Source organism: uncultured Maribacter sp. (assembly GCF_963977385.1).
GTDB lineage: Bacteria > Bacteroidota > Bacteroidia > Flavobacteriales > Flavobacteriaceae > Maribacter.
In genome coordinates this window covers 82,950-97,997 of sequence record NZ_CAXBOU010000011.1, presented here as the reverse complement: position 1 = coordinate 97,997, position 15,048 = coordinate 82,950, and the positions used below count along the sequence as shown (strand labels likewise).

13 protein-coding genes are annotated in these 15,048 nt (G+C 35.0%); 11 read left to right on the top strand and 2 right to left on the bottom strand.

Annotation, left to right across the window (positions count from 1 at the left end):
• The first annotated feature begins 113 nt into the window (after positions 1-113).
• The 6 genes from aspS to AAC084_RS12640 all read left to right on the top strand — a co-directional run bounded on the left by aspS (position 114) and on the right by AAC084_RS12640 (position 5,738).
• Complete coding sequence (gene aspS, locus AAC084_RS12665) at positions 114-1,868, top strand: aspartate--tRNA ligase (protein WP_339840575.1); 1,755 nt, start codon at positions 114-116, stop codon at positions 1,866-1,868.
• Positions 1,869-2,000: 132 nt separating this feature from the next.
• Positions 2,001-2,549 (top strand): hypothetical protein, encoded by a 549-nt coding sequence (locus AAC084_RS12660; protein WP_339840574.1) that lies wholly within the window; start codon positions 2,001-2,003, stop codon positions 2,547-2,549.
• Positions 2,550-2,583: 34 nt separating this feature from the next.
• On the top strand, positions 2,584-3,348 hold the full coding sequence (locus tag AAC084_RS12655) for a tetratricopeptide repeat protein (protein WP_339840573.1): 765 nt from the start codon (positions 2,584-2,586) through the stop codon (positions 3,346-3,348).
• Between the two features lie 35 nt (positions 3,349-3,383).
• Complete coding sequence (locus AAC084_RS12650; RefSeq protein ID WP_339840572.1) at positions 3,384-5,168, top strand: chloride channel protein; 1,785 nt, start codon at positions 3,384-3,386, stop codon at positions 5,166-5,168.
• Positions 5,169-5,209: 41 nt separating this feature from the next.
• Positions 5,210-5,479, top strand: a complete 270-nt coding sequence (locus AAC084_RS12645) for a hypothetical protein (RefSeq protein WP_339840571.1) — start codon at positions 5,210-5,212, stop codon at positions 5,477-5,479.
• Positions 5,480-5,546: 67 nt separating this feature from the next.
• A complete protein-coding gene (locus tag AAC084_RS12640) occupies positions 5,547-5,738 on the top strand; it encodes a cold-shock protein (RefSeq protein WP_335635767.1) in 192 nt (63 codons plus the stop codon).
• A gap of 70 nt (positions 5,739-5,808) precedes the next feature.
• Here AAC084_RS12640 and AAC084_RS12635 read toward each other — a convergent pair whose 3' ends face one another.
• Positions 5,809-6,252: a nucleoside deaminase gene (locus AAC084_RS12635; RefSeq protein ID WP_339840570.1), complete on the bottom strand. Its 444-nt coding sequence runs from the start codon at positions 6,250-6,252 to the stop codon at positions 5,809-5,811.
• A gap of 64 nt (positions 6,253-6,316) precedes the next feature.
• Between AAC084_RS12635 and AAC084_RS12630 the strand changes: the two genes are divergently transcribed.
• The gene (locus AAC084_RS12630; RefSeq protein WP_339840569.1) at positions 6,317-8,083 is read left to right on the top strand and encodes a 1-deoxy-D-xylulose-5-phosphate synthase; all 1,767 of its coding nucleotides are present in this window, start codon (positions 6,317-6,319) and stop codon (positions 8,081-8,083) included.
• On the top strand, positions 8,080-9,207 hold the full coding sequence (locus AAC084_RS12625) for a DUF3078 domain-containing protein (RefSeq protein WP_339840568.1): 1,128 nt from the start codon (positions 8,080-8,082) through the stop codon (positions 9,205-9,207). Before AAC084_RS12630 ends, AAC084_RS12625 begins: the two co-directional genes overlap by 4 nt.
• On the opposite strand, the gene AAC084_RS12620 is transcribed toward AAC084_RS12625, so the two are convergent.
• Positions 9,204-10,547, bottom strand: coding sequence for a deoxyguanosinetriphosphate triphosphohydrolase (locus tag AAC084_RS12620; protein WP_339840630.1), 1,344 nt, complete (start codon positions 10,545-10,547; stop codon positions 9,204-9,206). The genes AAC084_RS12625 and AAC084_RS12620 overlap by 4 nt on opposite strands.
• Before the next feature lie 177 nt (positions 10,548-10,724).
• Between AAC084_RS12620 and AAC084_RS12615 the strand changes: the two genes are divergently transcribed.
• From AAC084_RS12615 to AAC084_RS12605, 3 genes are all read left to right on the top strand, one after another.
• Entirely contained in the window at positions 10,725-11,081 is a 357-nt protein-coding gene (locus tag AAC084_RS12615; RefSeq protein ID WP_339840567.1) for a carboxypeptidase-like regulatory domain-containing protein, read from the top strand.
• Positions 11,082-11,431: 350 nt separating this feature from the next.
• Positions 11,432-12,634 carry a porin gene (locus AAC084_RS12610; protein ID WP_339840566.1) on the top strand — a complete coding sequence of 401 codons (1,203 nt, stop codon included), beginning with the start codon at positions 11,432-11,434 and terminating at the stop codon, positions 12,632-12,634.
• 73 nt (positions 12,635-12,707) lie between these two features.
• On the top strand, positions 12,708-15,008 hold the full coding sequence (locus tag AAC084_RS12605; protein ID WP_339840565.1) for an inorganic phosphate transporter: 2,301 nt from the start codon (positions 12,708-12,710) through the stop codon (positions 15,006-15,008).
• Positions 15,009-15,048 lie beyond the last annotated feature (40 nt).

The following is a 15,048-nucleotide window of genomic DNA, read 5'->3' as shown; positions in this document are numbered from 1 at the left end:
CTAATTTAATAAATTTTCACCAAGATTCCTCTTAATGATACAAAACCTGCATTGTATATAGATCTATAATGAAATAGACTTCTTAAATTTGCCCTTTCATTAAAGCAAGTATTATGTATAGAAGCCATTCCTGCGGGGAGTTAAGAGAATCACACATTGGCAAAACAGTTACACTATCTGGTTGGGTAGCCAAGACTAGAGATAAAGGTTTTGTAGTTTGGGTAGATTTAAGAGATCGTTATGGCATTACACAACTTGTTTTAGATGAAGACCGTTCCTCAAAAGAATTATTGGCGCAAGCAAGAGATTTAGGCCGTGAATTTGTAGTGCAAATTACCGGGGAGGTTATTGAAAGAGCTTCAAAAAATACTAATATACCGACAGGTAATATAGAAGTTTTAGTTTCTAAACTTACCGTTTTAAATAAATCTAAGACTCCCCCATTTACCATTGAAAATGAAACTGACGGAGGTGAAGATCTTCGTATGAAATATCGATATCTTGATATCCGTAGAAATCCGGTAAAGAATAACCTCATCTTTAGAAGTAAGGTAACTATGGAAGTGAGAAAATTTCTATCGAACCAAGGTTTTATAGAAGTTGAAACTCCATATTTAATAAAATCTACACCAGAAGGCGCACGAGATTTCGTAGTACCTAGTAGAATGAACGAAGGTCAATTTTATGCCTTGCCACAATCACCACAAACCTTCAAGCAATTATTGATGGTAGGTGGTATGGACAAATACTTTCAAATTGTAAAATGCTTTAGAGATGAAGATTTACGTGCAGATAGACAGCCAGAATTTACACAGATAGATTGTGAAATGGCCTTTGTTGAGCAAGAAGATATCCTTAACGTATTCGAAGATTTAACCAAATATCTTTTAAAAGAAGTTAATGGTGTTGAAATCGATTCTTTTCCACGGATGACCTATGACGATGCTATGGCAAAATATGGGAACGACAAACCCGATATTCGCTTTGGTATGGAATTCGGGGAATTGAATACCATCGCTCAACATAAAGAATTTGGCGTTTTTAATTCCGCAGAATTAGTGGTTGGTATTGCCGTACCCGGTGCAGCAGAATACACTAGAAAAGAATTGGATAAATTAGTGGACTGGGTAAAGCGCCCGCAAGTTGGTGCCAAAGGTATGGTCTACGTTAAATGTAATGCTGATGGAAGTTTCAAATCTACCGTTGATAAATTCTACGACCAAGAAGATTTAGCAAAATGGGCAGAAACGACTGGAGCTAAACCAGGAGACCTTATTTGTGTACTATCTGGTGATGCCAATAAAACAAGAACACAATTAAGTGCACTTAGAATGGAAATGGCCACTAGACTCGGACTTAGAAAACCGAACGAATTTGCTCCGTTATGGGTCGTAGATTTCCCATTATTAGAATTAGATGAAGAAACAGGACATTACCATGCAATGCACCACCCATTTACGTCACCTAAACCCGGTCAATTAGAATTATTAGATTCTGACCCAGGTGCAGTACGAGCAAATGCATATGACCTTGTTTTAAACGGTAATGAAATTGGTGGTGGATCTATTCGTATTCACGATAAAGAAACACAAGCAACCATGTTCAAGCATTTAGGTTTCACGCCTGAAGAAGCAAAAGCACAATTCGGCTTTTTGATGGATGCTTTCCAATACGGCGCGCCACCACATGGCGGACTCGCTTTTGGTTTAGACAGACTCGTTGCAATTTTAGGCGGACAAGAAACCATCAGAGATTTCATCGCCTTCCCTAAAAACAACAGTGGTAGAGATGTAATGATTGACGCACCCGCTGCTATTGATGCTGCACAATTGAAAGAATTAAATTTGAAGTTGGATATTCAAGAATAGTTAATACTGATAAAATAATAGTTAAAAATCCTGCCTAGTGCAGGATTTTTTTGTTTTCTGTCTAAGCCACCCTTACGTTATTCTGAAATAACCACTTAAACCGTGTAAAATATTTTTCGTTAAATTCACTAAGTGAAAAAATGGGTGAAAATTTTACTTTATAGCTTACTAGGAATAGTGCTGATAATTGGTTCTGCAGCCGGCTACTTTTATTTTAAGTTCAAAAGAGATTACAATTCTACCGATAAACCTTATAAAAATTATATTGGTTATATAGGCCAAGAAAAAGCATTATTAAATGATGTATACACCTTATGTGACGGAGGTAATATTTATCATACCTACAGTAGTGCAAGTCTAAAGGCATATGCGGGTACCAAAAAACAATTCCGTACAGCTTTAACAGAAAATTATTCTGGCGACAAATTCAACGATTCTGGGTATTTGAACTTTCGATTTCTTGTAAATTGTGATGGAAATGCTGGTTGGTTTGAAATTATCCAAATGAATCTCGATTTAGAGGAAACAAAACTAAATCCACAGATGGTAGATTCTCTCTTTACATTTACTGCAATGCCCCAAAACTGGAAAGAACTTGATTTTCACGAGAAGTCTAGTAATTATTATATGTATGTCTCATACCGAATAGAAAATGGAAAAGTGGTCGAAATTGTTCCTTAGTATTTTGATTTTCACTTTATTCATCTCTTGTAATATGAATAAAGGTAAACCTGACGTTAGATCCTTGGCCGAAGAAAGGTATAAGGACGCAATATTCTATACCCAAGGTTCAACAGCTTTTCAAAATGGAATTGCTGAGGCCGTAATAATTGACCCAACTTATGAACCTGGGGTTTATGAGCTTTCTGTGGCAGACCTTAAACGCGGATTACCACATAAATGGCTGCCACAATATAATAAAGCTGTAGAACTAAACCCAGAACAGCGCATACCTTGGCGAGGTTACCTCTACCTATGGTTCTACAGAGATTACAAAAAAGCAATCGCAGATTTCAACGCATCGGACACGATAACCCCTTATTTAGATTATCCACAAGGGCACAGTGTTGATTTTTGGCGTGGCATTGCTTATTTAGGAGCAAAAGATTATGAAAATTCAATTTCGTATTGGGATAAACATATTACCAAAGAAACTGAAGACTCTGGTGAAGACTGGGTAGAATTAGAGGCGTTTCTATATAGAGGTATCGCCTATTACGAATCTGGAAATCAAAAGAAAGCAGTGGAAGATTTTGATAGGGTTATCCATTATTTCAAGCAATCTGCAGATGCTAAATATTATAAATCTTTCATCTTACTAAATAAAGGAAACAAGAAAGAGGCTTTGGCAATGATAAATAATGCCATTGTAGATTTCAAAAATGGCTACTTTATTAATAGAGGCTACGTAGAAACTTTACGCCAAATTTATCTAGAAGATTTAGAAGAGCTTAAATCAAAAATCATAGCTAGTAATTAAATACCTTTGAATGCCATTAATGATTTGGCTACAACATGCCCATTCAAAAAAATAAATTTCTAAGGCGTATTTATAAGTGGAGGTATAAACATATCTCCCAGAAGACTTTTATCTATATCTTAAGCGTTGCAGTTGGTCTTTTAGCTGGTTTAGCCTCAGTAACGTTAAAAAACATTACCTATTTTATTGAGGCATCTCTAGAAAAAGGTGTCATCTTCTCTAGTAACCAACTGTATTTTATTCTCCCAATAATCGGTCTCACCTTTGTTTATCTCTATGTAAAATTTATTCATAAAGAGAAATTGAAGCATGCAGTATCTTCCATACTATTTTCTTTATCAAAGAACAAGGGAAATATTGATGTTAAGCAAGTCTATACACAATTAATCATAGCTCCCTTAACTGTAGGTTTTGGTGGTTCTGTTGGGTTATTGGGCCCGGCAGTTGCAACGGGAGCAGCCATAAGTTCTAATCTTGGGAGGCTGTTTCATATTAATTCGAAAACGCGTTCTTTATTAATTGCCTGCGCATCAGCAGGTGCCATATCATCCATTTTTCAATCACCCATTGCAGCCATAATATTTGCGGTCGAAGTATTCAGTCTAGATTTGACCATGATATCAATGCTACCCTTATTACTAGCTTCCATCAGTGGTGTACTCACCTCTTATTTTTTTATGGGCAACGAGGTTTTATTCAATTTTTCGATAACCGAACCTTTCGAAGTTAAAGACACTTTGTTCTATATACTCTTAGGTGTAGGTACCGCAATAGCTTCTATTTACTTTACTAAAATGTACTTTGGTATTATCAACCTTTTTAAACCATTAAAGAGTCCGAAATATCGTCTCTTAGTCGGTGGTCTAGCGATAGGTATTATGTTATATATGATTCCTCCTTTGTATGGTGAAGGATTTGTGTTCATTAATAATCTTCTTGTTGGCGACCACATTCAAGCTTTAGGCAAAACGCCTTTTGATGCCTATATCGGTAATATTTGGGTCGTAATAGCGCTCCTGTTTGGCATTACTATTTTCAAGGCAGTGGCAATGACCACTACATTAGCGGCCGGTGGTGCCGGTGGTATATTCATCCCTACTATGGTAATGGGTAGTGCATTAGGAAATGTAGTCGCAAAACTCATTAACAATTCCGGATTAGGGTTTTCAGTATCTGAAAGTAATTTCACATTAATAGGTATGGCAGGTCTTATTGCTGGGGTTCAGCACGCGCCACTTACGGCGATATTCCTTATTGCTGAAATTACAGGCGGTTATGCACTTTTCGTTCCTTTAATGATAACATCATCTATTTCATATATCATTACAAAAAACACCATTGATTATACTATTTACACAAGAGAACTAGCAGAAACTGGAGATTTATTAACACACAACAAAGACCATGCGGTCCTTACCCTTATGGACCTAGATACTGTTATAGAAACTAATTTTAAAATTGTACATCCAGAGATGACCTTGGGCGAAATGTTACACGACTCCGTTGCAAAGTCAACTCGAAATATTTTCCCAGTTGTTGATACCAACCTTAAATTTCTAGGTATTATATTACTCGATGATATAAGAGAGTTTATGTTCGACACTAAATTATACACGACAACCAAGGTTGAGGCATTCACCCACAAGGCCCCTGACCATATTTATTATGGTATTGACAGCATGCAAATTGTTATGCAGAAATTTCAAGATAGTGGTGCATGGAACCTTCCAGTGGTTAAGAATGGAAAATATATGGGCTTCGTATCGAAATCTAAATTATTGACCGCCTACCGAAGAGAACTGATAAAATTCACCAAGTAATCGAACGAACAAGACTCTATGGGATTTTAAAAACTAAAGACATGAAATACCTAATTACTATAATTACACTTATTTCTATCGGATTAATTATTTACGGATTTAATTTGGAGGATGGACAAGCTGATATCGCTAACAAATATATTGGTTCTGGCACGTTAGGGTTGTTTTTACTTGCCATGCCACTATTCTTAATTAAAGAGAGTAAAGGCAAAAAGTTCAATGATTATATGTTGACAGATGAAAACGTTCGAAAAATGCAAGGAAAAAAACCTAGAAAGACTGATAATCAAGATACTCCAACAAATTTATAGTTCTATTTCCTACCAATCAATCTTAAAATATTGTAAATTAGAGTGTTAATATTAAATTTTTAATACAATGATTGGCACCGTCAAATTTTACAATGAATCTAAAGGATTTGGGTTTATTACCAATGAAGAAACCGGAAAAGATATTTTTGTTCATGCCACAGCATTACATGGAACAGAAATTAGAGAAGGAGATAAAGTGAATTATGAAGAAGAAGAAGGAAGAAAAGGTACAGTTGCCGGACAGGTGCAAGTACTATAAAAATATTCTTTTTTGCCTAAAATCAATTTAACCACGCAAAAGCGTAGTTATTTGTTTCAACATACAGAAGCTACTTTCTTTTTTTTTGAAAAAACTGTTGTAGTAAAGAAGCAGCCTCATCTTCCAAAATACCGCCCATAATCTTTGTTTTTGGGTGCAATGTTGTTCCCATTACTCCACAACCACGTTGTAAATCTGTCGCACCAAAGACTATTTTACCAATCTGGCTCCAATACAAAGCACCGGCACACATTTGGCACGGCTCTAGAGTAACATATAGTGTGCAATCTTTCAAGTACTTTCCACCTATAAAATTAGAAGCCGATGTAATCGCTTGCATTTCTGCATGTGCCGTAACATCGGTCAATTTTTCGGTAAGGTTATGTGCTCTTGCAATAATTCGGTCTTGCACTACAATTACAGCGCCTACCGGCACTTCGCCAGCTTCTAAAGCATATTCTGCTTCTTGAAGCGCCTTTTTCATAAAATAAGCATCATCATAAGGTAAAACCATAGCCTCAAAAATACGATAGTTTCATTTTTAAAAAAGTATTTTTGTTGTCCATTACCAACGTAATTTGAAAGCGATTCTAGAACATATCAATACTCCTCAAGACCTCAAAACTTTAAACATTAAAGATTTAGAGCAATTAACTATTGAACTTCGTGAATTTATCATAGACATTGTTTCAGTAAAAGAAGGTCATTTAGGCGCAAGTTTGGGCGTAGTAGAATTAACAATTGCACTTCATTATGTATTCAACACACCTATTGATAAATTAATATGGGATGTAGGCCATCAAGCTTACGGACACAAAATACTAACTGGGAGAAAATCAATATTTGACACCAATAGGCAATTTGGTGGTATTAGTGGTTTTCCAAAAATGGAAGAAAGCATTTATGACGCTTTTGGCACCGGCCACAGTTCTACCTCTATTTCAGCACTCTTGGGCATGGCACTATCAGCCCAATTACAAGGAAATATACAAAGACAACATATTGCCGTCATTGGCGATGCTTCGATAGCCAGTGGTATGGCATTTGAAGGATTAAATCATGCAGGCGTAACCAATGCTAATATTTTGGTGGTGTTAAACGATAATGCCATGGGCATTGACCCAAGTGTTGGCGCATTAAAAAAATACTTGACTAATGTAAAAACAGGTACAGCAAAAGAAGAAAATATCTTTGAATGCCTTAATTTTCATTATACAGGGCCCATCGATGGTCATGACCTACCATTATTGATTAAAGAATTACAAGGTTTACAAAAGATTGAAGGTCCCAAGTTATTACATATCATCACCACTAAAGGGAAAGGACTTAAAAGTGCTGAAGAAAATCAAGTAGTTTACCATGCACCAGGTAAATTTGACAAGCAGACTGGTGAGCTTCAAAAGAAAGAACCACAACAACAAGCTCCAAAATATCAAGATGTCTTCGGAAAGACCTTGGTAGAATTGGCATTGAAAAATGAAAAAATTGTAGGCATTACCCCTGCTATGCCAACGGGAAGCTCATTAAAATTTATGATGGATGCCATTCCAGAAAGAGCCTTTGATGTCGGTATAGCAGAACAACACGCGGTAACAATTGCTGCAGGTATGGCTGCTGATGGTCTTATACCATTTTGTAATATTTATTCCACCTTTTTACAACGAGCTTATGACCAAGTTATTCATGATGTCGCCATACAGAATCTACCTGTTATTTTCTGCTTGGACCGAGCAGGGTTGGTAGGCGAAGATGGCCCAACACATCATGGCGTTTTTGATATTGCTTACTTAAGGTGTATTCCAAACCTTATAGTTTGCTCACCCTTAAACGAAATTGAACTAAGAAACATAATGTATACTGCTCAATTAGGTCTTAACCACCCTATTGCAATACGTTATCCAAGAGGAAGAGGTACAATCATAAACTGGCAACAGTCTATGAAAAAACTGACTATAGGTAAAGCAGAACTTCTAAAAGAAGGCAGTAAAATTGCCATTCTCACCACAGGACCCATTGGTAATATAGTAACTGAAATTATTAATGAAATTGATCAAGAGTCCATTATTGCACATTATAACTTTCCGTTTATTAAACCATTAGATGCAAGTTTATTAAAAGAAATCGTTGGGAAATTTGACCATATCATTACTTTAGAAGATAGTTCTGCCATTGGCGGATTTGGTACAGCCGTATTAGAATTCACAAATAATATTGGAATCAATAAAATTATTAAGATATTTGGCATTCCTGATTTTTTTATTCCACACGGTAATACCGAAATACTATATAAAAAAGCAGGAATAGATAAGATGTCCGTAAAAAAATATGTACAACAGTTTCTATGAGAAAAATACTTTCGCAACCCATTAAGTTCATAGTCCCATTACTTCTTTTAGTATCATTTTGGTCATTTGGTCAAGACACAATTCCTGCACCCATCTTAGTAGATAGTGTGGTTGTTGATAGTGTTGTTGTCGATACCATTGTTATTCGTAGAACGGTAGATAAAATATATTCTCCTAGAAAAGATGTAAATCTAAAAATTCCTAATATCGATTTTAATAAGACCAAAACCCTACAAAAAGGTTTTCAACGATTTAGAGTACCCTCATTTTGGGAAAATGAGAATAGTTTCGGTATAAATATAAGTGAAGTGGCTTTTGTTAATTGGAATGCTGGGGGTGATAATGCTGTTAGTGGTCTGGGGTTTTTAAAATTTGCCCGAAAATATAAATTCAGCAATTTTCAGTGGGATAATAATTTAGAGCTACGCTATGGTCTTAATGCACAGGATGGAAGAAAACTTAGAAAAACAGAAGATGTAATTCGTTTAAGTTCGAATTTAGGATTTCGAAAAGACACTATTAGTAAGTGGTTTTATTCGGTACAGCTCAATTTTAATACACAATTTTCTAACGGTTATAAGTATCCTGATAGAGAAACTCCAATTTCGAGGTTTATGGCACCAGGTTATCTATTGTTCGGTGCAGGTACCTCGTTTATTACAAAAGATGAAAAATTCAATTTGTATTTATCTCCCCTAACACAAAAATCAACCTTTGTATTAGATCAAGATTTGGCTGATAATGGTGCCTTCGGTGTAAATGAGGCAGTGTTGGATGCTGACGGAAATGTAATAACTCCTGGAGAAAATCATTTATTAGAGTTGGGTATACTTATCACTAATAATTTCAATTACAGCATTGCCGATAATATTGAGTTAACCAGTAGGCTCAATCTCTATACCGACTATATTAAAAGTTTTGGTAATATTGATGTAGACTGGGAACTCAACCTTAATATGAAAGTGAATAAATTCATTAGTACCAGCTTAGGTACTCAAATGATTTATGATGACGATATACTTTTTGATGTCATTAAGAACGACAACGGCACTATAATGGATGCCGGAACCCCCAAAATACAATTCAAGCAAATATTGGCAGTCGGTATTCTATATGGTTTCTAAAGCTGTTTTCCTTTAATTTTATTATGAATGTGTACGGCAGCACTGTCTGAAAGACTAGCAACATAACAGCATGTATTCAACAGTATATCGTAAAGTGATTTGTCAGTTTTCTGGTAAAACCCTGGTAGCGTTCGCAACATCAGTTTATGATAATTAGAGGCTTTGTTTAGCTTTTTACCAATTAAAGCATCAATATATACATCTAAAATATCGGAAATGATGGTATACCCAGCAATCTCCTTTTCAACTACTTCTTGAGATTGATATATTTTTTGAACGCTCAAGCTTATAATATCTTCAATCTGTGCTTTGTAACCACTTTTATCCATTAAAGACACTTCAAAATTACCATTTAAGATACTTTCTTCATTTTCAATAAAAATCGAGACAGCATCTTGTATTAAGGTGTTTATGGCAAGAGCACGTAGGTAACTCAACCTATCCTCCATATACTCCAAAGAATTATACTTATTGGTATTTATAGTATCTTTTACCAATTTTATCAGATATTCTAGGGCATATTCCTCAGAGATAAGACCTAAATTGATACCGTCTTCAAAATCAATAATTGTATAGCAAATATCATCGGCAGCTTCCACTAAAAATGTTAACGGATGCCTACCGTAAGAAACCGTTCCGTTATTACTTCTTGTTGGTAAACCTAAATCTTGAGCAATTTCCTCAAAACTATATTTCTCACTTTGAAAGTAACCGAATTTTTTATCACAAATGTGCTTGGTCGGTTTTTTCGGAAGCGATTCTTTTGGGTATTTCATAAAAGCACCCAGAGTAGCATAACTAAGACGTAACCCACCAGACACTCCTGCTCTATCTTGAGTCATTAATCTAAACCCATTAGCATTACCTTCAAAATCAATTATATCTTGGTATTCTACTTCAGAAAGTTGATTCTTATATTTTAAACCATTACCTGTTTTAAAATATTCTCCAATTGCTTTTTCACCACTATGTCCAAAAGGAGGATTACCAATATCATGTGCCAATGCTGCCGCAGCAACGATTGCACCAATATCATTGAAAGCATACCCATGAACTTCCTTTAAATATGGATGCTTTTCTATAATTTTCTTTCCAGCCAACCTACCTAAACTTCTACCTACCACAGATACTTCCAAGCTATGTGTTAATCTAGTATGTACAAAATCTGTTTTTGAAAGGGGAATAACTTGAGTCTTATCTTGTAGACTTCTAAATGCAGAAGAAAAGATTATTCGATCATAATCAACATCGAATCCTAATCGAGTTTCATCTTGTTCGTTTCGTAAACGTTTATTCTTATCCCCTTGCCTGCGTAAAGAAAGTAATTGCTCCCAATTCATGTAATATCTATTAAAGTCTGCAAGATACATTTTTTGACATTTCATAACAGAAAGCGAAAACCAAATTCAGAGATTAATGGTACAATATCTTAACCATTAGGATATACGTTAATAATCTACACCTAACAATTATTTAACCTTGCTACAGTTTCTTTGTAAAAGCAATTAAAAGCACACATGAAGCAAGTTTTTTTTCTTTTTACGTTAATGATTTGTTCTTTTTCTTTCGGACAGGAAACCAGTTCTATACAAGGAAATATATTAGATGGCGAACTATTTAACGAACCCTTGTTAATGGCCACTGTATCTATTAGAAACACTTCATTATCTACACACACGAATTTTCGTGGTAATTTTGAGTTTGAGAACCTTACCCCTGGAACATATAACCTTATTGTACAGTTTTTAGGTTATGAAACTATAGAATTACCAATAGTTGTTTCCATTGGCGAAACAAGAAATATACAAGCAAGTCTTAAGGCTAAAACATTTAATATAATCGGATCGACCGCTTCTAAAATAGCATCAAAATAATTTAAAATCAGCTATACATATTCCTCTAATTAATAATCTCCCTAAAAAAAATTAAAGATTACTTAATGTTAGCATTACATTAAGGTGATTAATAATCTTGATCTTCGTTATCGTCTTTAGACAACCTGATTTCTAATACTATTAGTTTTTGTCGACTAGTTTTTTGAAATCTTAAAGCTACCTTTTCTAAGGTAGCTTTTTTATGTCTAATAAGTATTGGCTCCTACAAAACGTAAGCTTTAAGAATCGCCAAATCAATAACAATTATATTTTCTCCAAGAGTTAATGTTAAGAATACGTTAACTTAACATTCGTTTAAGTAATTTGTAGCCGACAAAAACTAATACTTGATGAAAATCAACTTCCATTGGCTATGCCTATTTTTTTTAATTTCATTCGTTTCTTTAAGTCAAGAATCAAACGCTCCATCTTTTGGCAAAGGATTATTCAATTTAGTTGGGAAGGATAGTACTTGGACTATGAACGTGGGTGCCAGAATGCAAATCTTGGCAATTAGTAATTGGGATGCGGTTGATGGTGGTCTTATAAATCCTGAGCAAAATTTCCTTGTCCGTAGAGCGCGACTTAAGTTTGGTGGATTTGCATACTCCACTAAATTAGAATACAAACTAGAACTCGGCCTTTCTAATCGAGATATTTCAGGAGCCTCACAGTTTACAAGTAACGCACCAAGATATATTTTTGATGCAGTGATTAAGTGGAATTTTTACAAAAACTTTGTATTATGGTTCGGCCAAACAAAATTGCCCGGTAATATAGAACGTGTAATTTCATCTGGTAATTTACAGCAGGTTGATCGCTCCTTATTAAACAGCAGATTTAATATTGACCGTGACATGGGTTTTCAGTTAAGACATAAATTCAACATATCTGAAAAATTCTTAGTTCGCGAAATATTTGCAGTTTCTCAAGGGGAAGGGAGAAATATAACTACAGGTAATCTCGGGGGTCATCAATATACTACCCGTTTAGAATTACTTCCTTTTGGAGAATTTTTAAGTAAAGGTGAGTATAAAGGTAGTGATCAAAAGAGAGAACAAACGCCTAAATTAATGGTGGCAGCAACCTTCGACAGCAATCAAAACGCAGTAAAAACTAGAAGTAATCAAGGTAGCTATATGTTCAATGATACAGGTTTTTTTGAAACTGATATCAACACACTTTTTATAGATGCAATGTTTAAATACAACGGATTTTCTTTCATGGGAGAATATGCCCATAGAACAGCTGATAATCCTATAGCTATAAATTCAGATGGCTCGCTTACTGGACAGGAAGTACAAGTGGGCAATGGAATAAACCTACAAACTGGATATTTATTCAAAAACAATTTGGAATTATCTGGCCGATTTACGAACATAAAACTAGATAAAGAAATTACAGGTAGAAACCCACAGGCACAATATACCTTAGGACTTTCTAAATACATTGTAGGACATAAATTGAAAGTTCAGACAGACCTAAGCTACCTTTCTGAAATAGATGGTCAAGATGGCTTAATGTACAGACTGCAGTTAGATATACATTTTTAGTAAATAATAACCTTTACGTAACATTACAGCGGATAGCGATAATGATATTTGCAAATTAATAGAGTACTAGATTATGGACAATATTTATTTTTTAATGCTTATCGCACTAGCCGTTTTGGCTGTGGCGGATCTTGTTGTTGGAGTTAGTAACGATGCCGTAAATTTTTTGAATTCGGCAATTGGTTCTAAAGCCATTTCATTTAAAACTATAATGATTGTTGCCAGTTTTGGTATCGCTGCAGGAGCACTTTTTTCAAGCGGCATGATGGAAGTTGCAAGAAAAGGAATTTTTAATCCAGGTGAGTTTTATTTCGATGAAATAATGTTCATTTTCATGGCGGTAATGATTACCGACATTTTGTTGTTAGATTTCTTTAACACTCTAGGAATGCCGACATCAACTACGGTCTCGATTGTATTTGAACTATTAGGCGCAGCTGTTGCCATGTCATTAATTAAAATTGGAGCAGATAATGGAAGTTTTACCGACGTAGTTAATTATATCAACAACGATAAGGCTATACAAATTATATTTGGAATATTACTTTCAGTAGTCGTCGCCTTTTCTATTGGCGCCTTGGTACAATGGGTATCAAGATTGCTTTTATCTTATAATTTTGAGAAAAAACCAACTTGGGTAGGTGCCTTGTTCGGAGGTTTTGCCTTATCATCAATTACGTACTTCATTCTTATGAAAGGTATCGGAGGAACTGCTTTTGCAGGTGAAAGCTATGATATCATTGGTGGTATTACCATAAAAGAGTTTTTGGAAACTCAGTTAGTTGTATTAGTACTTCTGAATTTTTTGGTTTGGTCGCTTCTCTCTTTTATATTAATGAAATTTGCTAAAACAAATATTTATAAATTAATTATTGGAGTCGGTACATTCGCTTTGGCTTTGGCTTTTGCAGGTAATGATTTAGTGAACTTTATTGGTGTACCAATTGCTGCTTGGCAATCTTATGAAGCATGGGTAGCTTCAGGTGTTGCAGCGTCAGAATTTAGTATGGGTATATTGGCAAAGAAAGTTCCAACTCCAACCTTGCTTTTGTTCATTGCAGGTATGATTATGGTACTTACTTTATGGTTTTCCAGCAAAGCAAAAAGTGTCGTTAAAACCTCAATCGATCTTTCAAGTCAAGAAGATACTAAAGAACGGTTTCAACCAAATTTTCTTTCAAGAGGTTTGGTACGTATTGCTATATCCATTTCAGAAATACTGACTCAGATATTGCCAAAATCCCTACAAGCTAAAATTGACAAACAATTTGATAAACCTGTAATTTCCTTATCTAAAAAGAAAGTTCATGAACTACCTGCATTTGATATGGTTCGTGCTGCTGTAAATCTGATGGTAGCAGGTATTTTGATATCAATAGCTACATCCTATAAATTACCATTATCTACAACGTATGTGACTTTTATGGTTGCAATGGGTACATCTCTTGCCGATAGAGCTTGGGGCGCTGAAAGTGCTGTATATAGAGTAGCAGGTGTGCTTAACGTTATCGGTGGATGGTTCGGTACAGCAATTATCGCTTTTGTAGCATCTGGCATCATTTTAGCACTAATAAGTTTTGGCAAAGGTGCTGCGCTAGCTGTGCTATTGTTTGCAGCTGTGTTATTATTAGCCAGAAACTATATTTCTCACAACAAAAAAGCCAAAGAACTTCGTGCAGAAGATACCCTTAACAGGGCCGAGAGTAGTTCTATTCAAGGCGTAATTATAGAAAGTGCCGAGAACATTTCAAATGTTCTAAAAAGAACAAATAAAATTTATACGAACTCCATCAACGGACTTGCAAAACAAGATGTTAGTCTATTGAAAAAGAATAAAAAACAGGGAGAGAAACTCTCAAATGAAATTGATGACCTAAGAGACCATATCTTCTACTTCATCAAAAATCTTGATGAAAATAGTGTTGGGGCAAGTAACTTCTATATCAATGCACTTGGCTATTTGACAGATATAGCTCAATCTTTGGAGTACATAGGAAAAGTTAGTCACAAGCACGTCAATAACAATCATAAAAAATTAAAATACAACCAAATAAAGGAGTTGAAACAAATCGATTTAAAGCTTGAAGAAATTTTGAATCAAACCCAAGCAGCTTTTGCTAATCAATCCTTTGAGCAAATTGGACTTGTTTTAAATCAGAAAGAAGAGTTATTCGATATGGTTTCTGATAAAATTCAAACTCAGATAGCCAGAACACGTACAGAAGAGTCTAGCCCAAAAAATACGACACTATACTTCTCATTGCTTCTAGAAACAAAAGATTTAATAACTTCTACAATGAACTTATTACAACAATACCATAATGAACACGATAGTTCTATAGAACCTGCTACTATAGAGCAACAAAAAAAGTAGTAGCAATTTTTAAAATCTGAAAATATAAGTACCTTGTCAT